Genomic DNA, 24,425 nt, shown 5'->3' with positions numbered 1-24,425 from the left:
TCTGAGTAGTTGTTTTCCTTTTTCGCTCATTATTCCTTTTTTATTGCATAGCTTCCGGTACCACAAAGGCGCATGAAATTTTTCGTTACCGGTAATTGCATACTCTGTATCTCCTTTCTAATGCTAAATACAAACATACCCTACTTTGTGAATGAATGGAACTTACCGTGGTTTAGTGAATAAAATAAAATTGATTGACTTAAATAAAATTTGTTCTAACATGAATCTTCTGAATTTGTAATTGATATTCCTTATCATCAAAACAATATGTTAGATGTAGCATTTACAAAAATGAAAATAATAGTGAAAAAACACGTCATATAAATCTGGAAAGAAAATTCTATAATTATGCTATCAAGAATCAAAGGAGGGTTTTCCATGAAAGAGAAAGTTGTTCTTGCATACAGCGGAGGTCTGGACACATCTGTTATTCTTAAATGGCTTTGTGAAAAAGGTTTTGAAGTAATCGCCTACGTGGCAAATGTGGGGCAAAAAGATGACTTTGAAGCCATAAAAGAGAAAGCCCTTAAAACAGGTGCCTCCAAAGTTTACATCGAAGACCTTCGAAGAGAATTCGTCACAGACTACATATTCACCGCTCTCCTCGGTAACGCCCTCTACGAAGGAAGATATCTCCTTGGAACTGCAATCGCCCGGCCCCTTATCGCAAAAAAGCAGGTTGAAATAGCCGAAAAAGAAGGAGCCCAATACGTCGCACACGGTGCCACAGGAAAAGGAAACGATCAGGTGAGATTCGAGCTCACATACGCTGCTTTGAATCCAAATCTTAAAGTGATTTCGCCATGGAAAGATCCGGAGTTTCTTTCAAGATTCAAAGGGAGAACCGATCTGATAAACTACGCCAAGGAAAAAGGCATACCCGTAAAGGTCTCCAAAAAAAGGCCATACAGTGAAGATGAAAACCTCATGCACATATCTCATGAAGCTGGAAAGCTGGAAGATCCCATGTACATACCGGATGAAGATGTATTCACATGGACTGTATCTCCAAAGGAAGCACCAGATGAGGAGACACTCCTTGAGATCCATTTCGAAAAAGGTATACCGGTGAAAGTTGTGAATCTGAAGGACGGAACAGAAAAAACCGATCCACTTGAACTTTTTGAATATCTGAATGAGATCGGAGCAAAAAACGGTGTGGGAAGGCTTGACATGGTAGAAAACAGATTCATCGGAATAAAGTCAAGAGGTGTTTACGAAACACCTGGAGCCACCATTCTGTGGACTGCTCACAGAGATCTTGAAGGCATCACCATGGACAAAGAAGTGATGCACCTTCGCGATATGCTTGCACCGAAATTCGCCGAACTCATATACAATGGATTCTGGTTCTCACCGGAGATGGAGTTTTTGCTTGCTGCCTTCAGAAAATCTCAGGAGAACGTGACAGGAAAGGTGATCGTATCCGTGTACAAAGGTAACGTCACACCAGTTGCGAGATATTCGCCGTGTTCGCTGTACAATCCAGAACTTTCCAGCATGGATGTTGAAGGAGGATTCGACGCAACGGACTCTAAAGGCTTTATCAATATCCACGCTCTCAGGCTCAAGGCGTACAGACTCACAAAGAAGGGGTATGAAAAATGAGCGAGAAGCTCTGGGAAAAAGGATACACAGTCAACGAAGAAGTGGAAAAGTTCACGGTGGGAGACGATTACATCGTTGATATGAGAATCATAAAGTACGATATAAAGGCTTCCATCGTTCACTCGAGGATGCTTCAGCGAATAGGACTTCTAACACAAGAAGAGCAGAAAAAAATAGAAAAAGCCCTCAACGAACTTCTACAGCTTGTGGAAGAAGGAAAATTCCAGATAAAGCCCGAGGAAGAAGACTGCCATACTGCCATAGAAAACTTCCTTGTGAAGAAACTGGGAGAGACTGGAAAAAAGATCCACACAGCGCGCTCCAGAAACGACCAGGTGCTCACCGCCCTGAGACTGATGTACAAAGATGAACTGAAGAAGATAAAAGGACTGGTTGTCGAACTACAGAAGAGTCTGGACAGATTCATCGAAAGGTACGGACAGGTAAGATTTGCCGGCTTCACTCACACCAGGAAGGCGATGCCAACTGACTTTGCAACGTGGGCAGGTGCCCTCAAAGATGCCCTCCAGGATGACCTGAAACTCCTCGAGACGGTGTACGACATCATCGATCAATCTCCACTCGGAACTGGTGCCGGATACGGCGTCCCGATAGAAGTGGACAGAGAGTTCACAGCGAAAGAGCTGGGATTTTCTAGGGTTCAGTGGAATCCCATCTACACACAGAACAGCAGAGGAAAGTTCGAGTACCTTCTTCTTCACGTTCTTTCTCACATTTCATACGATCTGAACAGGTTTGCTTCCGATATCATCTTCTTTTCTCTTCCAGAGATTGGATTTTTGAAGCTACCAAAGGAACTGTGCACGGGAAGTTCCATAATGCCACAAAAGATAAACCCGGATCCTCTGGAACTTGTGAGAGCGTACCACCACTTTGTTGTTTCCAAAATGGTAATGGCCGTCTCGCTTCCGTCGAACCTGATACTTGGATACCACAGAGATCTTCAGCTTCTGAAAAAACCGGTGATAGAGTCAATAGATGTCGTTAAGAATATCTTAAGAATAATGAAAATAATTTTTGACCGCATCGAAGTAGATAAGGAAAAATCTGAAGATAGTATTACCGAGGAAGTTCTTGCAACTCACAGGGTGTACGAACTTGTGAAAAAAGGTATTCCGTTCCGAGACGCTTACAGAATGGTGGCAGAAGAATACGGGAGGGAAAAGGATTGATCAGAGTTGGCATAGTGGGAGCCACAGGTTACACCGGGATCGAACTCTTCAGACTTTTGAAAAAACATCCCTCCGTGAAGATCGTCTACATGTCCTCCAGAACGTACGCCGGAAAGAAGATGTTGGAGGTGTACCCGTCCACGCTCGAAGAAGCCGTTCTGGAAGACTTCGATGCCAGAAAGATATCAGAAAGCTGCGATGTGGTGTTCACCGCCCTTCCTGCTGGTGTCAGCTACAGTCTTGCCATGGAGCTTCAAAACGTAAAGATCATCGATCTTGGTGCAGATTTCCGTTTCGATGACCCAGATACATACTCAAAATGGTACGGAAACAAACTTGAGGGCTACAACAGTATAGAGAGAGTGTATGGTCTTCCAGAAATCTACAGAGACTCAATAAAGAAAGCCCGAATCGTGGGAAATCCAGGATGTTATCCTACAAGCGTGATCCTTGCCCTTGCTCCAGCTCTGAAGGCAGGTGTTGTGGAAACTGATACGATAGTTGTCGACTCAAAGTCGGGTGTGTCGGGGGCAGGAAGAAAAGAAAAGCTCGATTACATCTTCACCGAGGTGAACGAAAACCTGAAGCCTTACAACGTGGCAAAGCACAGGCATGTTCCGGAGATGGAACAGGAGCTGAAGAAAATAGCTGGAAAAGATGTGAAAGTGATATTTACACCGCACCTTGTTCCCATGACGCGGGGAATCCTCTCTACGATCTACGTGAAAACAAGCGCTCCTCTAGAAAAGATCCACAGGATTTACCAGGAGTTCTACGCTGGAGAGCCGTTTGTGCATGTACTGCCTCTTGGGATGTTCCCATCAACGAAGTGGTGTTACGGTTCGAACCATGTTTTCATAGGAATGCAGCTGGAAGAAAGAACCGGAACGCTCATTCTGATGAGTGCCATAGACAACCTCGTGAAGGGCGCATCGGGTCAGGCGATACAGAACATGAACATCATGTTCGATCTAAAAGAAACGGAAGGACTGGAGTCTCTTCCCATATACCCATGAAAGGGGTTGGAAAGAAGTGCTCGTTCCAAAAGGGTTCAGCTACGCGGGGGTACACTGCAGAATAAAGAGGAAAAGAAAAGACCTCGGGATCATCTTCTCTGAAGTACCCTGCACCGCCGCCGGGGTTTTCACCACGAACGTTGTGAAGGCGGCACCCGTGATCTACGACATGGAAATTCTGAGGAAAAATCCTTCTGGAATCAGAGCGATTACCGTGAACAGTGGTGTAGCAAACGCCTGTACGGGAAAGCAAGGAATGATCAACGCAAGAAGGATGGCGGAGAAAACAGCTAAAGAGCTCAAAATCCCTGTTGAAAGTGTCCTTGTGTCTTCAACAGGAGTGATAGGTGTTCAACTTCCAATGGAAAAAGTGGAGTTGGGGATTGAAGAGGCGGTGAAAAATCTCTCAAAGGATCCGGTTCCCTTTGCAGAAGCCATCATGACAACGGACACGAAGATAAAGATCCACAGCAAAAAAGTGACGATAGAAGGAAAAGAGATCACCGTCCTTGGAATAGCAAAGGGCTCTGGCATGATACATCCCAACATGGCAACGATGCTTTCCTTCATAACTACAGATGCGAACGTGTCAGAAAATGTCTTGAAAAAACTCCTGAAGATCTCTGTCGACGATTCCTACAACATGATCGATGTCGACGGTGACACGAGCACCAACGACATGGTGATCATACTCGCAAATGGACTAGCAGGAAACACACCCATTCAGGAAGAAACCGATGATTTCTGGAAGCTTTACGAGGCCGTACACGAGGTCAACCAGGTCCTTGCGGAAAAAATCGTGGAGGATGGCGAAGGAGCCACAAAGGTAATGGAAGTGGAAGTGAGGAATGCTCCAGACAGAAATTCTGCCCGTCTGATCGCACGGGCGATCGTCTCTTCGAATCTTGTGAAGACAGCCATCTACGGTGAAGATGCAAACTGGGGAAGGGTGATCGCAGCCGCGGGATACTCCGGTGCGCAGTTCGATCCAGACAGACTCGACCTTTTCTTCGAAAGTGCAGCCGGCAGAATAAAGGTGGCAGAGAACGGTCAGGGAGTGGATTTTGACGAAGCCACAGCAAAGAAGATACTGAGCGAAAAGAAGGTGAGAATCGTCCTCGATATGAAGCAGGGAAAAGAGATAGCAAGAGCCTGGGGATGCGATCTGACCGAAAAATACGTGGAAATAAACGGGAGGTACAGGACATGAGGATCGATACCGTCAACGTTCTTCTTGAAGCACTCCCTTACATAAAAGAGTTCTACGGAAAAACGTTCGTTATAAAGTTCGGTGGCAGTGCCATGAAGGAAGAAAGAGCAAAAAAAGCCTTCATACAGGATATAATCCTTTTGAAGTACACAGGCATAAAGCCCGTCATCGTCCATGGAGGCGGACCTGCCATCTCTCAGATGATGAAAGAGCTCGGTATAGAACCCGTCTTCAAAAACGGCCACAGGGTCACGGATGAAAGAACAATGGAAATCGTTGAAATGGTGCTTGTAGGAAAGGTGAACAAGGAAATAGTCATGAACATAAACCTTCACGGAGGACGAGCGGTTGGCGTGTGTGGAAAGGATTCTAAACTCATCGTGGCCGAAAAGGAAACAAAATACGGTGACATAGGATTCGTCGGAAGGGTGAAACAGGTCAACCCGGAGATACTCCACGCACTCATAGAAAACGACTACATCCCTGTGATCGCACCCGTTGGAATAGGAGAGGACGGCCACTCGTACAACATAAATGCAGACACCGTCGCCGCAGAGATCGCAAAGAGTCTGATGGCGGAAAAACTCATCCTCCTCACGGACGTTGATGGTGTCTTGAAAGACGGAAAACTTCTTTCCACCTTAACTCCAGAAGAGGCAGAAAACCTGATAAAAGACGGTGTTGTAACAGGTGGTATGATTCCAAAGGTGGAGTGTGCAATCTCCGCTGTGAGAGAGGGTGTCGGAGCGGTACACATCATAAACGGTGGACTGGAACACGCTATCTTGCTTGAGATATTCAGTCGAAAGGGAATAGGTACAATGATCAAAGAATCGGAGGGATGAAGATGTTTCTCATGAACACCTACAACAGGTTCCCCGCAACGCTCGTTTACGGAAAAGGATCGTGGGTCTATGACATCAAGGGGAAAGCATACCTTGACTTCACCTCGGGCATAGCCGTGAACGTGCTTGGCCATTCCCATCCAGAACTCGTAAAAGCGATAAAGGACCAGGCAGAAAAACTGATTCACTGTTCCAACCTCTACTGGAACCTTCCACAGATGGAACTTGCAGAGCTTCTCTCAAAGAACACGTTCGGTGGAAAGGTGTTCTTTGCCAACACGGGAACGGAGGCGAACGAAGCGGCAATAAAGATCGCAAGAAAGTACGGAAAGATGAAAAGCGAAAAGAAGTTCAAGATCCTCTCGGCTCGAAACTCTTTCCATGGAAGAACACTTGGCTCTCTCACCGCAACAGGACAACCCAAGTATCAGAAACCATTCGAACCACTCGTTCCGGGTTTTGACTACTTCGAGTTCAACAACATCGAAGATCTGAGAAAAAAGGTATCGGACGAGGTCTGTGCCATCTTTCTTGAACCCATCCAGGGAGAAAGTGGTATCATTCCGGCAACAAAAGAATTTCTCGAAGAGGCAAGAAGGCTGTGTGACGAGTACGACATTTTGCTCGTCTTCGATGAGGTTCAGTGTGGAATGGGAAGAACTGGAAAACTCTTTGCCTATCAGAAATACGGAGTAACACCCGACATCCTCACCGTTGCAAAGGGTCTCGGTGGAGGTGTTCCCATAGGAGCGGTTGTTGTGAACGAAAAAGCAAACGTACTGGAGCCGGGAGACCATGGAACAACATTCGGTGGAAATCCGCTTGCATGCAGAGCAGGTGTCACGGTGATGAAGGAGTTGACGAAGGAAGGTTTTCTGGACGAAGTGGACAGGAAGGGAAGGTACCTTCTTGAGAGACTTTCCAGAATGAAAGAAAAGTACGGTGCGGTGGAAGATGTTCGTGGTATGGGATTGATGATAGGGATTCAACTTTCCGGTGTGGAAAACAAAAGCGTTGCAATGAAGTGCTTTGAGAAGGGACTGCTTGTGATTCCGACCGGAAGCAACACGGTGAGACTCCTTCCTCCGCTGACCGTTGAGTACGGAGAGATCGATATAGCCCTCAGGATCCTGGAAGAGGTGCTTCAGGAAATTTGAAAGGGAGGCGTTGCCTCCCTCATTTTTTTCTATCTTCCTCCTCTTTTTCCTTTTCTTTCTTCATCAGTTCCCCTTCTTCTCCTAACTGCTCAAGCTCTCCACCACATTTCTCACAGTTTTTGTTCAGCTGATATTCTATGGATGTTGCAGAGTAGTATATGGCTCCGCATTTTTTGCATCTGTATATGTAAGGCATCAAGCCACCCCCTCATGAGAGTCACTGGATCTTGTGGATCTTCGCTTCGCTTTTTTAGTATATTCTAATACTTTATTCGTTTTATTTCAAGCATTTAGAAGAAATAAGATGAGACCAGCTGTGGAAATCAAAAACCCTGTAATTTGGAAAATTCCCAGAACTTCACCCAAAAACAGATATGCCCACAACATAGAAAGGGAAGTTTCACCAACCAGTGCCATACTCACAACACTCGAGGGAAAATTTTTGAGTGAAATGTTTATGAACAGATATCCCAGGAAAGAACATCCTGCCCCCAGAGCTATCAGTATGAACCATTCTCTCAACGGTACGATCTCAAAAGAAGGGAAAGAGAAAGCAAAAAGAACGATCGAAGCCACAGCGTGTGTTCTCAAACTGAATGCGGTGCTTCCCATCTTCCGGTTCAACTTTCTTCCAAGGACAAGATAGCCACAGAGAAAAAGTGTACCAGTGATCGCCAGCCAGTCTCCTGTGGTAGCATTAGAAAACTTCCCATTTCCAAGAGCAGAGATCATAACACCCATGACAACGATCGATCCTGTGATGAGCTGCTGTAGTGCGGGTCTTTCTCTGTAGAGAAGATACGAAAGAAAGCTTGTGACAACAGGCTGTAACATCAGCGGTATCACGGCTCCGGCCACTGTGGTATGATCAAAGGCTGCTATCCAGAAACGAAAGTGCATCGCAAGAAAGAAACCAGCAAGGATTGAAAGCATCTCATCCCGGAGAGGAAGAAACCTGGGTTTTTTTGCGATTAGAAGAAACAGCAAAGAGGCAATGAAGACTCTATAGAAGGCAATGGTTTGGGGAGAAAGAGTTGAGATCTTCACGAGTACACCAGAGAAAGAAGCAATTAAGACGCCGAACAAGAGATAAAAAACCGGTCTCAATGTTTCACATCCTTCTTAACAGTATATTTACGATCAAGACCCCTTGAACTGTTTCCCATTTTATAGTATATTTCTTTCTGGTGCACGTTCTTTGCCCCCATCGTCTAGCGGCCTAGGACACTGGCCTTTCAAGCCAGAGGCAGGGGTTCGAATCCCCTTGGGGGCGCCAGAGACTTTTACGGCTTCTGGTTTCATAGGGGGATGCCATAAGAGGTGTCCCTTTTGTTTTTTATAAAAAATCTTCCCACCTTCGAGGAACCCGTTTGAGTGGAAGATATCCTCCCTTTCTTGAGCCTTCTATTGATTTTTTATTGATTTTTCAGAATTATTTTATTTTTATTTGATCCCCTCCAATAGAATTACCAAAAATAGCTAACAGATTTAAACGAGGAGGGGATCATCGTGTATTTCAAAAGATTTTTGCCGATGCTCCTTTTTGGGCTGGCACTCGTAATTTTCTTGCGCTGGACCCATCACTGTTGGACCCGGAGGAACGTCGGAAGAAAATCTTTCAAACCTTCTGGAGAGCGGTCTGGACTCTCTGGAATATGGTGACACTGACGGGGCAAAAGATGCTTTTGAAGACGCTCTGGCTGAAGACCCGGAGAATCCCACAGCAAACGCTGGTATGTCTATAATCTTACTGTACGAACTGTTTCGTGACTACTCCGATGAGATCGGACAGTTCACGGGTATTTTCAGAATTGTTCCTGTTAGATTCAAATCTTTCAAAGAGATCACACGCTCTTTTTCTTTCATGAAGTACTTCATGAACATGAGACAGTTTCCACCGCCTCTGCCACCTGAACCGCCAGTTTCACCTCCTCCTTTCCTTCCAGAAGAGAATACAATAGAAACATGGAACCAGTTTTATGAAAACCTTTATACCACATTCTCAGAACTCTGGCCGCGCCTGAAAGAACTGGAAACTTGTCTTGAATACGCAATAACAGGAAATGCAAGTCTCACGATCCATCCAAACAACTTCGACTGGGATGGAGATAGTGTACTTGAGCCTGAAACCCCATTGGAACTCTCTGATGGAACGAATACTTATTCTGTGGTGGATCTACTCTACGACAGTGCAAGTCCTGAAGGAACACTTGTGGTTGTGCAGAGCAGAGGAGATGCCTGGTTCGATTTTGAAACAATCAGTGGACAGAACCCTGGAGAAATTATTTTCAATGAGAACGACTACCTGATTCTGGATAAAGGGACATTTTCCGCACTTCTTCTCGTTGTGAAAGCAGTTCTTTCGATATCTGACCTGCTGTTAACGTGGGATTTGACCTTACCGACAGATCTGCCAAATCCTGCTGATTACGAAGATATGGGAGCATGGATACAAGATGTTCTCGCCCAGCTTGCAAGTGAAGACTATATTATAAGCAACAGCGGAGACGGTGGTGAGTGGAACAACCTCGATCCGTTCCTGACGTTCAACGAAAATGGTTCAAGCTATCTTGAAGATCTTGTTGACAGCATTGTGATGGCTATAAAGTCCGTTCTGTGGCTCAACGAAGATATTATAGAAGATGCCCCAGGAGACGAACACGATTTCACCAGTATGTATTACTTTGAAGAGCCGCTACTTGACGAAGACACGGAAAACACTTTGCAGGAGATAGTAGAAACGAACTCGGTGGAACTTTCAGAAGGAGAGCCATTCACTTACAAGTCTTGGGAAACAGAAACACTCACTGCAACAATCGTTGGTATAGATTTTGGTGTTCTTGCTGAAGATCCTGATTCCTTTGAAAACCTCAAAGCCTTCTTCCCAACCCTTGATCTTCAAAATGAGTATTACGAATTTCCGGATCCTACATTTGGAGGGCTCCTCGTATTCGAAGAATAAGGGGGCACAGCTGTGCCCCTTTCTACTGTTCTTTGATCTTAACACTTCCTTTTTCTTTCCTTTCCTGAGTTAGCCTTTGTTTGTTACCTAGACTCGATATAGATACTCTTTGTGAAAAGGCTGGAAGAACTGGCTATCAAAGTGATGAAGCTGTATCTGGAACTGGAAAACATCCAGAGCGGACTTCCTTCCTGCAACGGGTGCAGGGAGTGTTGCGGTACTCCCTCCATCAACATCGAAGCGACAATCCTTGAGTTTCTTCCCTTGGCAATTCATCTTCTAAGGAAGGGCTCCATAGAAAAGTGGCTGAACATCCTTGAAACCATCGATGAGTCAGATCGATGTGTGCTCTTTGATCCTCGTTCTGAACACGGTGGATGCTCTTATCATTCTTTCAGACCTCTTGTTTGCAGACTGTTTTCTGGAAGCTACATATTGAGAAAGGGAAAACCAGAGGTGTGGGCTTGCAGATACCTAAAACCACAGCTGGGCGGACTTCTTGAAAACCTTCCCGAATGTCAGGAAATTCACTCGAAGTTGCTCTCCATCGATTTCTTCCTTGCACAGGAAAGATACCCTATAAACATCGCTTTCAAGAAAGCCCTGGAATACACCTGCGTTTCTCTTTTTCCGGAGCTTAGATACAAAGGAGCATGATAAGACAAATGACATGACAGATTGGTTCTTCGAGAAGAGTGAAAAAACAAAACCTGGGATTTAACTTCTGGTCTGATGATAGTATAGATTTTCTTGAAAAACTCAGAACTGACAAACAAAACTAGTGGCAGGGGAAACTTTCCAAGATTATCTCAAGCTGGGTTATTCTATCCCATTTCCCACCAAAACTCCTTCCACCTGTTTTGTTCACCACCGTTTTGAAGTGTAAAAAACAAAAAACCCGGCCGAAATGGCCGGGCTGTTCGCATTCTGATTAGTAGATCTGGTGGCCAGGGGCGGAATCGAACCGCCGACACCTGGATTTTCAGTCCAGTGCTCTACCAACTGAGCTACCTGGCCACCTCATATCTCTGGTGGGAGCGGCAGGACTTGAACCTACGACCTCCTGCTTGTAAGGCAGGCGCTCTTCCCCTGAGCTACGCTCCCACCGCATTAAATATATTACATTAAAATTCGGAATTAGTCAACATCTTCTTCTCCAGACAAGATCTGCCTTTGCTTTCTCAGGCTTTTCAAAGAATACATCTGAAGATCTGCTCTCTGCACCACGCTTTCTATATCTTCACCTGGTTTCCAGGTTTCCACACCGTAGGAAAATTTCAAAGGAAGTCCAAATGGATTGAACAAAAGCTTTTTTTCCAGTCTCTTCACGATGTTTTCAACTGTTTTCTCGTCTGCTTCTGGGAAAGCGACCAGTATCTCGTCTCCTCCAAACCTCACGGCACAGTCTGTTTTTCTTATGTTTTCTACTATCTTTTGGGCAACAAATTTCAGAACCTTGTCTCCCATTTTGTGAGAGTAGCGATCGTTTATTATCTTGAAGTCGTCAAGATCTATCACAAGAAAAGCTATTCCCTTTCCTTTCCTTCGCTTTTGTCTTTCCATCTCTTGAGGAAGCCACTCTTCGAAGAAATAGTACCTGGTGTAAAGTCCTGTTAGATAGTCTCTAATTGCAATCTCTTTGAGATTTTTAAAAACTCTCAATATCCCAAAGAAAACAACTACTATACCAACTATCATGATGTTGTATCCCAAGATCTCATAGAATGGATCGACCAGAAGCCCTGCTATTATGATGGCTATGCCGAATTCCATAAAATTACTTTTGAAACTCTTCAAATACTTTCTCAGATGAAGGATGAAAAATACAAGAAGGATCGCAGCGGAAAAATGGACCAATTTTTCAATCAACAATATCACCCCCTATTTCGTATTTTCCAAGGAATATCTTCGCACCTTTTGGAACTATTAGAAGACAAGGGGGAATAACAGAGTAAAACCCTTCTTTTTCTGTTTCCACTTTGAAGACATGGAATTCGTTTCCACTTTCCACTCTTATCTCGACAGTTGTGGAGGCTTGATCGGTTGGAGAAAAGATCCATCCAGAAAGGATCAATCCTCTTTGCTCTTCACTTTCAAAGAGAGTAAAATATTTCACGAGAAAAGACCTTGTGCCGACTGTTTTGTATAGATCCTCTGGGAAATCTACGTCGACTTTTTCAAAGAGTATAAGGGCAGAAAAGGCATGAGAAAATAGAAAAAGCAACAAAAAGAGAGCCAATTTTCTCAACTTCTATCCCCCTTCTGGAGGTGGCACGTATGGATATTTTCGAGGCGATTGAAAGAAGGCATTCAGTGCGGGATTTTCTGGAAAGAAAGTTGCCGGAAGATATAAAAGAAGAAATAGAAAATCTTCTTTTAAAGTTTATCACGGAAAAACTCAACTGGAAAGTGAATCTTTCCACTTTCCCAGGTTACGTTTATGCAACAACCAAGAAAGATTTTGAAAAACTGGTTGATTATGGTTTCCAAGGAGAACAGATCGTTCTTTTTCTTACCATCAAGGACTTTGGAACATGCTGGATGGCACGTTCTCCTCATCCGGATGTTCCTTACATCATCGTTTTCGGGTATCCCAGATCAAGAAACTTCACCAGAAACAGAAAACCTATCACCTCTTTTCTTGAAAACGATGTGAAAGAGCTGCCGCCAGAAATCATGAAGATAGTGGAAATGACCGTACTTTCACCCTCTGCTATGAACAGACAACCATGGAGAATAAGGTTCACAGGTGGGGAGATCTGCATCTCCTCTAAAAGTCCTGTGGATCTCGGAATAGCCCTTTCACATGCGTTCCTTGTCGCACGGGAGATATTCAAAAGGGAACCAGAAATTGTGAAGAAAGGAGAGGATACATATTGTCTGGTTCTGAATTACTGAAAACAGCGATCGAGATAGCGAGAAACTCCATAGAGTCTGTGTTGCCAGATAGAGCGGTGAAAGACACGCTGAAAAGATTGAACCTTCAAGATGTCTTACTCGTGTCGGTCGGAAAAGCGGCATGGCGTATGGCCCAAGCTGCTTACGAAATATTGAACGGAAAGATAAGAAAAGGGATCGTTATCACAAAGTACGGTCACAGTGAAGGCCCCATCAATGACTTTGAGGTATACGAAGCAGGACATCCCATTCCAGACGAAAATACTCTGAAAGCCACTCGAAGGGTTATAGAGATGGTTGAGGGGTTGAATGAGAAAGATACGGTCCTTTTTCTTCTATCTGGTGGGGGATCTGCCTTGTTTGAACTGCCTATGGAAGGTGTTTCTCTTGAGGAGATTCAGGAAATCACCGATTTACTGTTGAAAAGTGGCGCGAATATTGAGGAGATAAACACCGTAAGAAAGCATCTTTCACAGGTAAAAGGAGGAAGATTCGCAGAGAAGGTACATCCTGCAAAAGTTATTACGCTTGTTCTTTCCGATGTTCTTGGTGACAGGATCGATGTTGTAGCTTCCGGTCCCACCTCTTTAGACACTTCAACCTCAGAAGAGGCCATTAAGATCCTGGAAAGATACAAGATCAATGTGAGCAACAATGTAAAGAAAGCCCTTTTAAAGGAAACACCAAAGCACCTGTCAAACGTGGAGATTCATGTGTTGGGAAACGTTCAGAAGGTATGCGAGGCAGCAAAGAAGATAGCCATCGAGAAGGGTTTTAACAGCGAAATACTGACAACTGCACTGGATTGTGAAGCAAAAGAAGCAGGAAGGTTCATCGCAAGCATCATGAAGGAAATAAAATTCAGAGACAGACCCTTAAAGAAACCTGCTGCGGTGATTCTCGGTGGAGAAACGGTGGTACATGTGAAAGGAAAAGGTCTTGGAGGAAGGAATCAGGAACTCGCACTTTCGGCAGCGATAGCCCTGGAGGGAATAGAAGGAGTCGTTCTGTGCTCCGTCGGAACAGATGGAACAGACGGTCCCACGGATGCAGCGGGTGGCATCGTTGATGGAAGAACGGTAAAGATTCTGAAAGAGATGGGAGAAGATCCTATTGAATACCTCGAGAACAACGACTCCTACAACGCCCTGAAGAAAGCAGGTGCTCTTTTCAAGACAGGACCCACAGGAACGAACGTCAACGATCTGATCGTTGGCCTTGTCATCTAGCCTTTGCTAAAACGTACACAAAAACACTTTCTGTTCCGTTTCTGAGGAGTGTTTGGACGCAATCTTTTACACTCGTTCCCGTCGTCAGCACATCGTCCAGTAAAATGACCCTGCGGGGTGGGGGCTTTTGACACACGAACCTTCCCAGCTTCTTCCTCTCTTCTTTTTCTCTGTCCACCTGTCTTCCTTCCGAGACGTTTTTGAGAACCCTCGCAAAAGGGATGGAAAGTTTTCTGGCGAACTTCTTTGCTATCAGCTCCATATGATCGAATCCTCTTTCTTCGAGTGAGCTTAAAGAAGACGGTACCCAGGTAACAATATCTGCTTCCCTCTGAAAGTAACCGTACAGTCTGATGAAAATCTCTGTAAGGAAACCAGAAAGCAAAGTCTCGTTGTGATACTTGTAGAGTTTTATCACCTCTTCTAATTTATCGGCGTAGGTGGAATAGACGAAAATCTCGTAGCTTCTGTGACGTTCATGATAGAAAGAGGGACCCTTTTCTATGATTTCTGTCCTGCACCTTTCACAAAGAGAGGAAAACGGGGAAATTTCCCTTTCACAGAGAAGACACGTGTTCGTATAGAGGAAGTTCAGCACCTTCTCCAGATTCTTCTTGAGTCTATCCAGGATATTCTCGCTACTCCCTTCTCTTTGAGATGTTTCCTTGAAGATTCCTCTACAGGAAAATTGAAGGCCACAGACGTTCCGGAAAGGTCGAGATGTTCCAGTTTTTCAAAGATCTTACTTTTGTCGAGTTCAACAAGGTGTGCCACCAGATAGCCATCCTTCGTCACAGCACAGCAGTCGAAAGCAGGATGCATGGAGAGAGCCTCCGTGAAGTTGTCCGTTGGAACAGGCTCTCTGAGAACACCGGCTGTTCCAAGAAGAACCATTCCTTCCTCGAATGTGTCGAGTTCGTTCAACCTGATTCCTTCCGTGTCTTCCCTGAAATCTTCAGCCACGACGAAGTCATAATTTTTCTTCCCAGAGAAAGTTCCACTGTATCCCAGAACACCACTGCTCACATCGGGAAGGTCTCCCTTCGAAGAGGCGTACACTACGGTGCAATCTTTCACCAGGATGCACGAACCATGTGGAAGATACCGGAGGAAATGAACCGCAAGACTGATATCCAGTGATTTCTTCTCAGGTATCTTCTGAGAAAGCTGTTTCACAATTGCTTCGGAACCTTCCTCCTCTATCCTTTCCAGAACGAATGCTTCCCATCTTTTTATGAAAAAAAGATCGGATAGATCCTTCAAAATTCTCGACTGGAAATTCAGAAAGTATGCCAGGGCTTTGAGAAAAAGAAACCTTCTGGTCTGAAGTGAAACATCACCCGTTCGTTCTATCTCAGAAAGAGCAAGTTTCAGATCATCGAGGTCCGTAACTACCACCTTTTCCCGGTAGTTCTTTATCGCCTCGAAGAAAAGTCCTATCACATTCTCGTCTACAACAGAAAGAACTTCCTCCTCCCCCCTCCTGAACGGCAGTTCTTTCCACTTCACGTAGAGGATATCAAAATCCTTCATACGTTCCGCTGGAAGTAGAATCTCGTACTCCTCATCGAGGTCTTTCAGAACACCCAATATCTCGTTTTTGCTTTCAGGATTACACAACAGGATTCTCATGGGCGGGCAACCTCCTCACTTGGTGTGTTTATGGGCGATCTTCGTTGCGGCAAAAGAATCCGGTTTCACCTGATAGGGATACCCCATTCCCTTCACGTATCCTATCACAGAAGAGACCAGATCTTTTGTGAGACCCTCGTATCCGATATCCAGATGAACCACTGGTTTTCCTAGTTCCAGGACCTCTTCCACGAATCTGGCCATCTCCAGGCTCATCTCCGCTTCTTTGAATATTCTCGTGTACAGGTCTCTGTTCTTTCCATCTTTGTATACGGTGTAAAAATAGGTTGCACCGTTTCCAAATCGATACACCACGACCGCTGTGGCGTACACTACCTCTCCGTCTCTGATGTCACTGTCCGTTCCTACGAAGACCTCATACCTGTGCCCCTCTGTGAACTTTTTTATGAGATGCTTTGCCTTCTGATGATCTACTTTTCCCCAAGTGGGACTCTTCAGATAACGGAACCTATCACCTCCGATAGACCACCAGGGGAACCACCAACTCCTGATGAGTGAGACTTCCATGCCTTCCAGCAAGACTTTCTTCTTTTCCCGTGTACCTGTAGTTGAAGGAGAAATTCTCTTTTGTTATCAGTATCACATCACCGATTCTATTCGCGAACTCAGGATGATTCCTTCCCACTCCAAAAAGGCGTGTCACCCTTCTGGCATCGATGAAGACCGCAAAATCAGCGTACTTTTCCACAAGATATTCTACCAGAGCTTTCTTTCTTTTTGTGTAAAGATACATCATTCTTTGCTCACCAGCAGGAGGTCTGTCGAGAAGCTTCATTACTTCTGAAGAACTGTCCCACCACACTTCCCTCTCCGGTGGTGTTGATATCTGTCCATGATCACTCACCATGAAAAAGAGGGTGTCTGATTTTAATCTCCTGATGAGTTCTTCCTTCAGGATTCTGTAGAGCCATTTGAGTTCTCTGAAATAGGCCCTTCCAACACCCGATTTGTGTGCTATTGAATCAAGTGAGGGCCAATATCCAAAGACAAGCACTGTTTCCTGATTTGCCAGTATCTCCAGCATTTTCTCGATCATGTCACCGAAACTGGAAAAACCGATCTGCTCTGCTCCTTGAGACATGAGCCTGGAAAAGCCCGTCCCCAGTAGATATCTGGGAACAAGAAAGAAGGATCGAATCTTTAACCTCTGGAATATCGTTGTGAATCGAAACTCATGAATTCTAAGTACACTTTCTTTCGGAAAACCCGGGGGAGCCATCTCTATCATGTTCACGGGGCTACCCACTTCTCGAAGGTAAAGGATGTACCCCAGAAAACCGTGTTCCAGGGGGGTCAACCCGGAGTACAAACTGGGGAGTGCGGCGGCCGTGGTTGTGGGAAAAACGGAAGAACACGGAAACACCTGCACATCATCGTCCTGTATGGTATTCGAGAACGCATCGTAACTCAAAGAATCGACAACCAGAACAACCACCTTGCGAACGTTTTCGAGAAATCTTTCGGGAAGTGGAAAGGGTCTGTGAAGCGTTTTTTCACCGAATATCTTCAGGATGGTGTTCGAAAAATTGACGATGGAATATCCGTTATAATGTGGATAGAAGAGTCCTTCATCAAGTCTTTCCAGCTTCATCGAACCGAGTTCCTCCCTTCCATATGGTAAGATTTGAAACGGGGTTTCGTAGAAGAATGATAGCACGATGGGGATGAGAGAGTGCTGAAAGTGCTCGTGAGAAAAGACATCGTCGATGCCTTCAAAGATATGATAACCAAGATCCCACACGATGTAGACTGGGATCTCTACGAGGGTGAGGATTACAGAGACAAGGTTCTGGCCGAAAAGTGGGATGTAATCTTCGGTGAGAAGATCTTTGAAATGGACGACACGGTGTTCGTTCAAACGTTGAAAGAATTGGAACTGGCTCTTGAGTATGTCGTGAGCAAGAAAGACTACGAATCCTTGAAGGCGAAATACAATCTTCTTCTGTACACTCCGGAACTTCAGGGAGCAAAAATAAAAGAGACGCTCTTTCAGGTACAGAAGTTCTACAACTCCTATCCTGTCTTTGCTCTTGTTTCTGAGAAGGGCATTCACAGACACGCGTACGTTGATTTTGTGACGGGTGGAAACTATCTTTCACTCATATACCATGAAGAACTTCCCATAAACACAGGAGCAAGCACGGTGTTCATAGACGACGCACCATCGGATTTCCAACCTCCAAGGTTTTCCGGGAAAAAGGTGGTTCTGGGAATGAACCTTCCACCTAAGATCGACATTCCATTCGTTGTAATTCCTCCTTTGCGGGAAAGAAGAATGGATATCCCCTACATGCTGGACGGGGTTCTCAGATCTCTCCAACTTCAGGGAAAGACCTTCAAAATCGACGATGGGCTAGTCAAGGTGCTCATGAACTACCACTGGCCGGGAAACACGCAGGAGTTCCTTGAGAAAACGTACGAGATCCTCACGCTGAAGGATTCTGCAGAACAGGTCAAGAGCGTTGTGAGCGATCTCAAAGGAACAAAGGGCACCGATCTGAAAAAGTTCGTCGAAACGGTCGTTGAGTTCGTGGAAAGAAAGATGATAGAAAAAGCCCTCGAAGAGAGCGAGGGCAATCGAAAAAAAGCCTGTGAAATCCTGAACATAAACTACAAAACACTGTCCTACAAGATAAAGAAGTACGGCTTAGGATGAATGACGTGCAAAGTATACAAGTTCCGCTTCTATGAAGATATCGATATCACCGTCCATCACCGCATCAACGTTTGAAGTCTCCACACCCGTTCTGTGATCTTTTACCATCGTGTACGGATGAAAGACATAGGATCTGATCTGGTTTCCCCAGGATATGTCCTTCAGTTCTCCCTGGATCTCCTGTATCTCTTTTCTCTTCTTTTCCAGCTCCAGCTGATACAGTCTTGCTTTCAAAATCTTCAACGCTGTTTGCTTGTTCTGATGCTGCGATCTTTCGTTTTGACAGGTGACAACGATTCCCGTTGGAATGTGCGTGATCCTCACAGCGGACTCTGTTTTGTTCACGTGCTGACCGCCATGTCCAGAGGCTCTGAAGGTTTCTATTTTCAAATCCTCCGGCTTTATCTCGATATCGACATCGTCTTCTATCTCTGGTATCACGTTCACCGATGCAAAAGACGTGTGTCTTCTTCTTGCCGCATCGAAGGGCGAAATTCTCACCAGTCGATGGACACCAGACTCGTACTTCAGGTATCCGTAAGCGTACTCACCCTTTATTAAAATCGTTGCGTCCTTTATGCCTGCCTCTTCACCTGGCTGATACTCCACAATCTCAACGTCAAAGCCCTTTCTTTCTGCCCATCTCATGTACATCCTGAGCAACATCTGAGCCCAATCCTGAGACTCGGTCCCTCCTGCACCTGGGTGAACGGAAAGATAGGCGTTGTTGGGATCGTACTTTCCATTCAGGATGATCTCCAGTTCAAGCTTCTTCACAGCCTTTTCCAGATCTTGAACGATCTCCTCTACCTGATTCACCATATCCATATCTTCTTCTGAGAGTTCTATTGCGACCTCGAGATCTTCAAAGAGAGATCTTACCCTCTTCAGATCTTCAGAGATGTTCTTAAGTCTCTTCAGTTTTTGTGTGTACTCACGGGCTTTTTTCTGATCGTCCCAGACGGAAGGATCAGAGAGTTTCTTTTCGAGTTCCTTCAGCTCTCTGTTGACTTCCTCCTCGTTGACTATAGAAAGCACATCTTTGAACTTCTTTTCGAGTTCTTCTATCTTCGTTCTCGTCTCAAAACTGATCATTCTCATCACCTCTTCACTCTTATTTTACCAAGTCCGTGGGAGCCACCTTTTTTCTTTCTTTTCTCCATGGCCCTTCTCATGGCCCTGTTCACAAGGTTGAACTCCTCATGCACAAGTCTTATTTTACCAAGTTCTTCCTTTGCTTCCTTTTCATCCTTCTCCGTCACCTTGACCACTCTCAGGACATAATTGGCTATCGTATCGTTGATCCTTCTCATCATCTCATCGAACATAAGGTACGTTTCTTTTTTGAATTCAACGATCGGATCTTTTTGCCCGTACGCCCTCAACTGAACCGCTTCCCTGACGTGTTCCACTTCTTCAAGGTATCTTCTCCAGTGCTCGTCGATGATTCGAAGCATCAAAAATCTGATTACTTTGCTGTATTCCTCCCCTATTTCCTGCTTCTTTTTTTGATACTCCTCCCACATTCTGTTGAAAAGATACTCGTAAAGCTCTTCGGACGATTCGAAACGCTTTCCATCGAATTCGAAGAGATCTCTTGGAAGGAACGAAAGGGAGTTTTTCAGGCCTTCGAGATCCCAGTTTTTGCCGGAGCAAAACTCCTCCACCCTTGTTTCGATGACGTCTTCGAAGATCTGTTTCAGGTACTCATCGTAGTCTTTTTCCAGAAGTATTTGATCTCGAAGAGAGTATATGGTGCTTCTCTGTTTGTCCAGAACTTCGTCCATTTCCATGAGGGATTTCCTTATGGAGAAGTTAATTCCCTCCACCTTCTTCTGGATGTTCTCTATGAGCTTTGAAAGCATGGGATGCTGTATGGGCTGACCTTCTTCTATTTTGAGTATCTTCATCACCTTTCCGATCTGTTCTCCACCGAAGATCCTCAGAAGGTCGTCTTCCAGTGAGAGGAAGAATATCGATTCTCCAGGATCTCCCTGCCTTCCGGATCGACCCCTGAGCTGGTTGTCTATCCTTCTGCTTTCGTGCCTTTCTGTTCCAATGACACAGAGGCCACCGAGCTCCGCCACACCAGGACCGAGTTTTATGTCCGTTCCCCTTCCGGCCATGTTGGTTGCTATGGTCACCATGCCTTTCTGCCCGGCTTTGGCAACGATCTCCGCTTCCTTTTCATGGTGCTTTGCATTCAGTACCTGGTGAGGTATTCCCTTCTTTTTCAGCATGGAGCTAAGGAGTTCACTCTTTTCTATGGAAGTGGTACCCACAAGAACTGGCTGACCTTTTTTATAGCGTTTTTCGATTTCTTCCACGATCTTTTCGTATTTTTCCTTCTGTGTTCTGAAAACAAGATCATCGTGGTCCTTTCTTATCATGGGCTTGTGCGTTGGAATGACCACAACTTCCATGCCGTAAACCTGAACAAATTCGTTTTCTTCCGTCTTGGCGGTTCCTGTCATCCCCGCGAGTTTTTCATACATCCTGAAATAGTTCTGGAAGGTGATCGTGGCGTACGTTATGGATTCTTCCTTTATCGGGACCCCTTCTTTTGCCTCTATGGCCTGGTGCAATCCCCCACTGTAGCGTCTTCCAGGAAGGAGCCTTCCAGTGAATTCATCGACGATGATGACTTCTCCGTTCATGACAACGTAATCGACGTCCTTTTTGAAGAGATGTAGCGCTTTCAGGGCGTTTATGAGGTGATACAGAAGGGAGACGTTCCCGGGTTCGTAGAGGTTATCCACACCTATTATCTTCTCTGCCTTTGCCACACCCTCTTCGGTCAAAATGACCGCTTTCGCCTTTTCATCGATCGTGAAATCTTTGTCTTTGACGAATTTCTTTGCGATCTGAGCGAATCTTCTGTAGGTGGAAGGACTCTCTTTAGATGGTCCGGAGATGATCAGGGGAGTCCTTGCCTCGTCTATCAACACGCTGTCAGCCTCGTCCACTATGGCATAAAAATGGCCCCTTTGGACCTTATCGTTGTAGTCCAGAACGAGGTTGTCTCTCAGGTAGTCGAATCCAAACTCGTTGTTTGTACCGTAAGTCACATCACACATGTAGGCTTCTTTTCTCGAGATCTCTTTGAGTTCCACCTGAAAGGCGTTCAGAGCTTCTTTGTTCATCTGATCTTCCTTCAGAACCTCCCCATCGAACTCCTGTGGCCACACACTCCAGTTTTCTTTTATCGCCTTCTCAACCAACGAAGGGTCCTTCCAAACAACTTCATAGGATTTCCCAAGGGAGTTTATCACCCCAACTCTCAACCCCAGAAGCAGGTATACAGGTCCCATCCACAGGGCGTCTCTCCTTGCAAGGTAGTCGTTTACGGTGACCACGTGTACGCCCTTTCCTATGAGGGCATTCAGGTACACGGGCATGGTGGCGGCGAGTGTCTTTCCCTCTCCCGTTTTCATTTCCGCCACTTTTCCTTCATGGAGGGCAATTCCTCCCATCACCTGAACATCGAAAGGTCTCATACCAAGCGTTCTTCGAGCGGCTTCCCTCACCAGGGCAAAAGCTTCTACAAGGTTTCTATCTGCATCTTCGAGAGAATTCACCCTCTCTTTTAACTCGGAGGACAGAGCTATTATCTCTTCGTTGCTTTTTGATCTCATGTTCTGATCCAGTTGGTTGATCTTTTCGACGATCTTCGAATACCTCTTCAAAATGCGCTTGTTTTTGTCAAAAAACAACATGTCACATTACCTCCAATCTGTACTTTATGGTTTCACCCTCCACGTATCCAATCAGAAGCAAACTGGAATTTGGGGAAAAGCCGAGGAGTTTGTTCAGGAAAGAGTCAAGATCTAAGAACATCTCCAGAAACACGTTTTCTGGCATCTGCTTTTCCAGAAATCTGAAACTGGGATGGTTCGAAAGCCTTCTTCTGTTGACGGCCTGAAGGAATTCTATCTTCTTCATAGAAGAGATAACAAGACGGCCACGGTACTCAAAGAAACGAAGTGGACGATTCTGAACAGAAAGCTCCCATTCTTCACCAAGTCTTTCTGCTCCCCGACTTATGAGATCGGTTTCTACGTCTTTCAGACTCTTGTTCTGAACGAAAAGAACAAGTTCAGAAGCTCCATAGAGTGACGAAGCAAGCATGATACTTCCATCGATGAACGTTCGGTAGAAATATTCGAAATCACTTCCTTTGAAGATTTCTCCCAGAAGCTCCTTTGAGATTTCAGAATCACCTGAGAAAACGTAGAGATCTCCAGAGTAGGGGAGTTGACCAAGGTCTTCAAGTTTTGAAACTGAAAAAGGCTTTGCCTTCTGGGTGATCTCAAGTGTGAGCTGAGAAACGCTCGCATTTGCTTTCAAAAATGCTTCACCCTTTTTCCCGAAAAGCTCCAGCTCCTTCACGTGTGCCACAAAAGGAGCGCTTTCAAAAGACGTTTTTTCGTCCTGCACTTTTTCGAGCAACTCTCTGCTTATTGAAAGCACAAGATACTCTCCGAGCGCTCTCAGGTAAAGAGGGGTAGAGCTTTCGATGATGTAAAGGTCATCCTTTTCGTAAAACTCTGCCGTATTCAGTTTTGCGAAGGATTCCACGAATTCTTGTGGAGCGCCTGTTTTGAAGGCGATGAAACCTTCTTTGAGTCTGTAAGGCAGAGAAAGAAGATTGTTGATATTGAAGGTGAAAAGATCTTCCAGATTGCCCTTTCCACAGACAACGATCTCCTTTGATAGTGCCTGAAAAAAGTTCTCCGGCCGATCCACACGGTTTTCAACCCATTTGATCGCTGCCTGCTCAAAACCGGCTCCCTTTTCTGAAAGCAGAAATTCAAAGAGAGGAAGTTGCTTTATTATCGAGTAAAACTCACCCGTGTTTCTAAACCATATGAAGTAATCGTAATCCTGAAAAACGGGTACAGAAAAGGCCACCGTTGTGATCATCACCAGAAAAAGAAGTGTCCTCACGATTTCATCTCCCCGAAGAACTTCCAGGCCTCTTCCACCACTCTCTGGAAATCCACGTTTTGATTCTTCCCCTCTTTTCCCACCCAGAAGAAAAACTCTATGTTACCCTCCACTCCCTTTATTTTGGAAAAACAGCAGTCCTTCACCACAAACCCGTTCTCTGTCAGGCTTTTCTGTACATCCATCAACACTTTCACATGGACCTCAGGATCCTTCACGATTCCCTTTTTCACGAACTCTCTTGGCGCTTCAAACTGGGGCTTCACCAGTACGACCGCATCACCCTGGTCCTTCAAGATATCGTAGATAGCAGGGAGGATCTTCTTCACCGATATGAACGAAACATCACAGGTGACGATGTCAACCTTTTCTCCCAGATCCTGCCATTTCAAATATCTGGCGTTCACCCTCTCCATCACTACCACTCTCGGATCGTTTCTCAACTTCCAATGGAGCTGGCCGTATCCCACGTCAACCGCAAAGACCTTCCGGGCGCCGTTTTTCAGGAGAAAGTCAGTGAAGCCACCGGTGGAAGCACCTATGTCACATGCGACCTTTCCCGCGACGTTTATTTTGAATCGTTCGAACGCAGATTCGAGTTTGTATCCTCCTCTGCTCACGTACCTTGGCTCTTCCAGAACTTCCAGGTGCGAGTCCACCGGAACGAGTTTGCTTGCTTTTGTTACTCTCTCGCCGTTCACCAGTATCTTTCCTGCCAGAATCAGAGCCTTTGCCTTTTCACGACTTTCCACAAGACCTTTTTCCAGAACGAGTAGATCTAGTCTCTTCTTATCAGCCATAGTTCATTACCTTCCTTTATGACAGTTCCCCACTGAAACACCCGGATTTTCTCAACATTCCTGTAAATCTTTTTCTCCGATCCAAAAAACAGAACTTTGCCTTCTGAAATAAAAAGAGGAGTTCCAAAGTTTCTGATGAAAAAGCCATCTCCAACGTTTTCTCCGCTTATCTTGCCCTCTTTGTAGATCAGAAGTTCATCCTCCCACACCGCAAAATCCTCTGCCTCCAGTATTTCGATCGTCTCTCCGTC

23 protein-coding genes and 3 tRNA genes are annotated in these 24,425 nt (G+C 45.2%); 12 read left to right on the top strand and 14 right to left on the bottom strand.

From position 1 onward, the window contains the following. The first annotated feature begins 378 nt into the window (after positions 1 to 378). Genes AS006_RS09455 through AS006_RS09430 form a run of 6 tightly spaced genes read left to right on the top strand, consistent with a single transcriptional unit; the run spans position 379 to position 7,029 of the window. Positions 379 to 1,608, top strand: a complete 1,230-nt coding sequence (locus AS006_RS09455; RefSeq protein WP_101514084.1) for an argininosuccinate synthase — start codon at positions 379 to 381, stop codon at positions 1,606 to 1,608. Beyond that, a complete protein-coding gene (argH, locus tag AS006_RS09450) occupies positions 1,605 to 2,801 on the top strand; it encodes an argininosuccinate lyase (protein WP_101514083.1) in 1,197 nt (398 codons plus the stop codon). Before AS006_RS09455 ends, argH begins: the two co-directional genes overlap by 4 nt. Continuing rightward, positions 2,798 to 3,817: an N-acetyl-gamma-glutamyl-phosphate reductase gene (gene argC / locus AS006_RS09445; protein ID WP_101514082.1), complete on the top strand. Its 1,020-nt coding sequence runs from the start codon at positions 2,798 to 2,800 to the stop codon at positions 3,815 to 3,817. The genes argH and argC overlap by 4 nt, the downstream gene beginning before the upstream one ends. 16 nt (positions 3,818 to 3,833) lie before the next feature. Then, positions 3,834 to 5,027: a bifunctional glutamate N-acetyltransferase/amino-acid acetyltransferase ArgJ gene (gene argJ / locus AS006_RS09440; RefSeq protein ID WP_101514081.1), complete on the top strand. Its 1,194-nt coding sequence runs from the start codon at positions 3,834 to 3,836 to the stop codon at positions 5,025 to 5,027. Continuing rightward, positions 5,024 to 5,872 (top strand): acetylglutamate kinase, encoded by an 849-nt coding sequence (gene argB / locus AS006_RS09435; protein ID WP_101514080.1) that lies wholly within the window; start codon positions 5,024 to 5,026, stop codon positions 5,870 to 5,872. The genes argJ and argB overlap by 4 nt, the downstream gene beginning before the upstream one ends. A 2-nt stretch (positions 5,873 to 5,874) precedes the next feature. Next, positions 5,875 to 7,029: an acetylornithine transaminase gene (locus tag AS006_RS09430; RefSeq protein WP_101514079.1), complete on the top strand. Its 1,155-nt coding sequence runs from the start codon at positions 5,875 to 5,877 to the stop codon at positions 7,027 to 7,029. A gap of 19 nt (positions 7,030 to 7,048) precedes the next feature. Here AS006_RS09430 and AS006_RS09425 read toward each other — a convergent pair whose 3' ends face one another. Together AS006_RS09425 and AS006_RS09420 are read right to left on the bottom strand one after the other, a co-directional pair. After that, positions 7,049 to 7,225, bottom strand: coding sequence for a hypothetical protein (locus tag AS006_RS09425; protein ID WP_101514078.1), 177 nt, complete (start codon positions 7,223 to 7,225; stop codon positions 7,049 to 7,051). An 86-nt stretch (positions 7,226 to 7,311) separates the two neighbouring features. Next, positions 7,312 to 8,136 carry a DMT family transporter gene (locus tag AS006_RS09420; protein WP_101514077.1) on the bottom strand — a complete coding sequence of 275 codons (825 nt, stop codon included), beginning with the start codon at positions 8,134 to 8,136 and terminating at the stop codon, positions 7,312 to 7,314. A gap of 93 nt (positions 8,137 to 8,229) precedes the next feature. Here AS006_RS09420 and AS006_RS09415 point away from each other — a divergent pair. The 3 genes from AS006_RS09415 (at position 8,230) to AS006_RS09405 (ending at position 10,648) form a co-directional block, all read left to right on the top strand. Next, positions 8,230 to 8,305: transfer RNA gene (locus AS006_RS09415), tRNA-Glu, on the top strand. A 459-nt stretch (positions 8,306 to 8,764) separates the two neighbouring features. Beyond that, positions 8,765 to 9,991 carry a hypothetical protein gene (locus AS006_RS09410; RefSeq protein ID WP_101514076.1) on the top strand — a complete coding sequence of 409 codons (1,227 nt, stop codon included), beginning with the start codon at positions 8,765 to 8,767 and terminating at the stop codon, positions 9,989 to 9,991. Between the two features lie 111 nt (positions 9,992 to 10,102). Continuing rightward, complete coding sequence (locus AS006_RS09405) at positions 10,103 to 10,648, top strand: YkgJ family cysteine cluster protein (RefSeq protein WP_101514075.1); 546 nt, start codon at positions 10,103 to 10,105, stop codon at positions 10,646 to 10,648. 284 nt (positions 10,649 to 10,932) lie between these two features. Here AS006_RS09405 and AS006_RS09400 read toward each other — a convergent pair. From AS006_RS09400 to AS006_RS09385, 4 genes are all read right to left on the bottom strand, one after another. Continuing rightward, a tRNA-Phe gene (locus AS006_RS09400) sits at positions 10,933 to 11,008 on the bottom strand. Between the two features lie 12 nt (positions 11,009 to 11,020). After that, positions 11,021 to 11,095: transfer RNA gene (locus AS006_RS09395), tRNA-Val, on the bottom strand. A 33-nt stretch (positions 11,096 to 11,128) separates the two neighbouring features. Then, complete coding sequence (locus tag AS006_RS09390; protein ID WP_233185719.1) at positions 11,129 to 11,869, bottom strand: GGDEF domain-containing protein; 741 nt, start codon at positions 11,867 to 11,869, stop codon at positions 11,129 to 11,131. Continuing rightward, complete coding sequence (locus AS006_RS09385; protein ID WP_101514073.1) at positions 11,853 to 12,239, bottom strand: hypothetical protein; 387 nt, start codon at positions 12,237 to 12,239, stop codon at positions 11,853 to 11,855. The genes AS006_RS09390 and AS006_RS09385 overlap by 17 nt, the downstream gene beginning before the upstream one ends. A 29-nt stretch (positions 12,240 to 12,268) precedes the next feature. Here AS006_RS09385 and AS006_RS09380 point away from each other — a divergent pair, with 29 nt between their 5' ends. Both AS006_RS09380 and AS006_RS09375 read left to right on the top strand, forming a co-directional pair. Then, positions 12,269 to 12,889: a nitroreductase family protein gene (locus AS006_RS09380; protein WP_101514072.1), complete on the top strand. Its 621-nt coding sequence runs from the start codon at positions 12,269 to 12,271 to the stop codon at positions 12,887 to 12,889. Beyond that, positions 12,868 to 14,118 (top strand): glycerate kinase, encoded by a 1,251-nt coding sequence (locus AS006_RS09375; RefSeq protein ID WP_199167569.1) that lies wholly within the window; start codon positions 12,868 to 12,870, stop codon positions 14,116 to 14,118. Before AS006_RS09380 ends, AS006_RS09375 begins: the two co-directional genes overlap by 22 nt. Here the strand turns inward: AS006_RS09375 and AS006_RS09370 are convergent. From AS006_RS09370 to AS006_RS09355, 4 genes are read right to left on the bottom strand one after another with little or no spacing between them, the layout of a single operon-like run. Continuing rightward, positions 14,111 to 14,716: a ComF family protein gene (locus AS006_RS09370; protein WP_101514070.1), complete on the bottom strand. Its 606-nt coding sequence runs from the start codon at positions 14,714 to 14,716 to the stop codon at positions 14,111 to 14,113. The two genes, AS006_RS09375 and AS006_RS09370, sit on opposite strands and share 8 nt — an antisense overlap. Then, on the bottom strand, positions 14,710 to 15,750 hold the full coding sequence (locus tag AS006_RS09365; protein ID WP_101514069.1) for a hypothetical protein: 1,041 nt from the start codon (positions 15,748 to 15,750) through the stop codon (positions 14,710 to 14,712). The genes AS006_RS09370 and AS006_RS09365 overlap by 7 nt, the downstream gene beginning before the upstream one ends. 15 nt (positions 15,751 to 15,765) lie before the next feature. Then, the gene (locus tag AS006_RS09360; RefSeq protein WP_233185718.1) at positions 15,766 to 16,278 is read right to left on the bottom strand and encodes a ribonuclease H-like YkuK family protein; all 513 of its coding nucleotides are present in this window, start codon (positions 16,276 to 16,278) and stop codon (positions 15,766 to 15,768) included. Next, complete coding sequence (locus AS006_RS09355; protein WP_101514068.1) at positions 16,223 to 17,362, bottom strand: alkaline phosphatase family protein; 1,140 nt, start codon at positions 17,360 to 17,362, stop codon at positions 16,223 to 16,225. Before AS006_RS09355 ends, AS006_RS09360 begins: the two co-directional genes overlap by 56 nt. Positions 17,363 to 17,443: 81 nt before the next feature. Here AS006_RS09355 and AS006_RS09350 point away from each other — a divergent pair, with 81 nt between their 5' ends. Continuing rightward, positions 17,444 to 18,427 (top strand): helix-turn-helix domain-containing protein, encoded by a 984-nt coding sequence (locus tag AS006_RS09350; protein WP_101514067.1) that lies wholly within the window; start codon positions 17,444 to 17,446, stop codon positions 18,425 to 18,427. Here the strand turns inward: AS006_RS09350 and prfB are convergent. Genes prfB through AS006_RS09330 form a run of 4 tightly spaced genes read right to left on the bottom strand, consistent with a single transcriptional unit; the run spans position 18,419 to position 24,174 of the window. Continuing rightward, entirely contained in the window at positions 18,419 to 19,522 is a 1,104-nt protein-coding gene (gene prfB / locus AS006_RS09345) for a peptide chain release factor 2 (protein ID WP_199167567.1), read from the bottom strand. The two genes, AS006_RS09350 and prfB, sit on opposite strands and share 9 nt — an antisense overlap. A gap of 5 nt (positions 19,523 to 19,527) precedes the next feature. Beyond that, positions 19,528 to 22,143: a preprotein translocase subunit SecA gene (secA, locus tag AS006_RS09340; RefSeq protein WP_101514065.1), complete on the bottom strand. Its 2,616-nt coding sequence runs from the start codon at positions 22,141 to 22,143 to the stop codon at positions 19,528 to 19,530. Position 22,144: 1 nt separating this feature from the next. Continuing rightward, the gene (locus tag AS006_RS09335; protein ID WP_101514064.1) at positions 22,145 to 23,374 is read right to left on the bottom strand and encodes a hypothetical protein; all 1,230 of its coding nucleotides are present in this window, start codon (positions 23,372 to 23,374) and stop codon (positions 22,145 to 22,147) included. Then, positions 23,371 to 24,174 (bottom strand): TlyA family RNA methyltransferase, encoded by an 804-nt coding sequence (locus tag AS006_RS09330; RefSeq protein ID WP_101514063.1) that lies wholly within the window; start codon positions 24,172 to 24,174, stop codon positions 23,371 to 23,373. Before AS006_RS09330 ends, AS006_RS09335 begins: the two co-directional genes overlap by 4 nt. Positions 24,175 to 24,425 lie beyond the last annotated feature (251 nt).

The organism is Thermotoga sp. SG1, from assembly GCF_002865985.1.
Taxonomy (GTDB): domain Bacteria; phylum Thermotogota; class Thermotogae; order Thermotogales; family Thermotogaceae; genus Thermotoga.
Note: the sequence above shows the minus strand (reverse complement) of the source record. Positions and strands in the feature narration are given on the sequence as shown.

Coding starts and splice junctions, on each gene's coding strand:
- AS006_RS09455 (WP_101514084.1), top strand. CDS start 379: ATGAAAGAGAAAGTTGTTCTTGCATACAGCGGAGGTCTGGACACATCT.
- argH (WP_101514083.1), top strand. CDS start 1,605: ATGAGCGAGAAGCTCTGGGAAAAAGGATACACAGTCAACGAAGAAGTG.
- argB (WP_101514080.1), top strand. CDS start 5,024: ATGAGGATCGATACCGTCAACGTTCTTCTTGAAGCACTCCCTTACATA.
- AS006_RS09430 (WP_101514079.1), top strand. CDS start 5,875: ATGTTTCTCATGAACACCTACAACAGGTTCCCCGCAACGCTCGTTTAC.
- AS006_RS09425 (WP_101514078.1), bottom strand. CDS start 7,225: ATGCCTTACATATACAGATGCAAAAAATGCGGAGCCATATACTACTCT.
- AS006_RS09410 (WP_101514076.1), top strand. CDS start 8,765: ATGTCTATAATCTTACTGTACGAACTGTTTCGTGACTACTCCGATGAG.
- AS006_RS09380 (WP_101514072.1), top strand. CDS start 12,269: ATGGATATTTTCGAGGCGATTGAAAGAAGGCATTCAGTGCGGGATTTT.
- AS006_RS09365 (WP_101514069.1), bottom strand. CDS start 15,750: ATGAGAATCCTGTTGTGTAATCCTGAAAGCAAAAACGAGATATTGGGT.
- AS006_RS09360 (WP_233185718.1), bottom strand. CDS start 16,278: ATGGAAGTCTCACTCATCAGGAGTTGGTGGTTCCCCTGGTGGTCTATC.
- AS006_RS09355 (WP_101514068.1), bottom strand. CDS start 17,362: ATGAAGCTGGAAAGACTTGATGAAGGACTCTTCTATCCACATTATAAC.
- prfB (WP_199167567.1), bottom strand. CDS start 19,522: ATGATCAGTTTTGAGACGAGAACGAAGATAGAAGAACTCGAAAAGAAG.
- secA (WP_101514065.1), bottom strand. CDS start 22,143: ATGTTGTTTTTTGACAAAAACAAGCGCATTTTGAAGAGGTATTCGAAG.
- AS006_RS09330 (WP_101514063.1), bottom strand. CDS start 24,174: ATGGCTGATAAGAAGAGACTAGATCTACTCGTTCTGGAAAAAGGTCTT.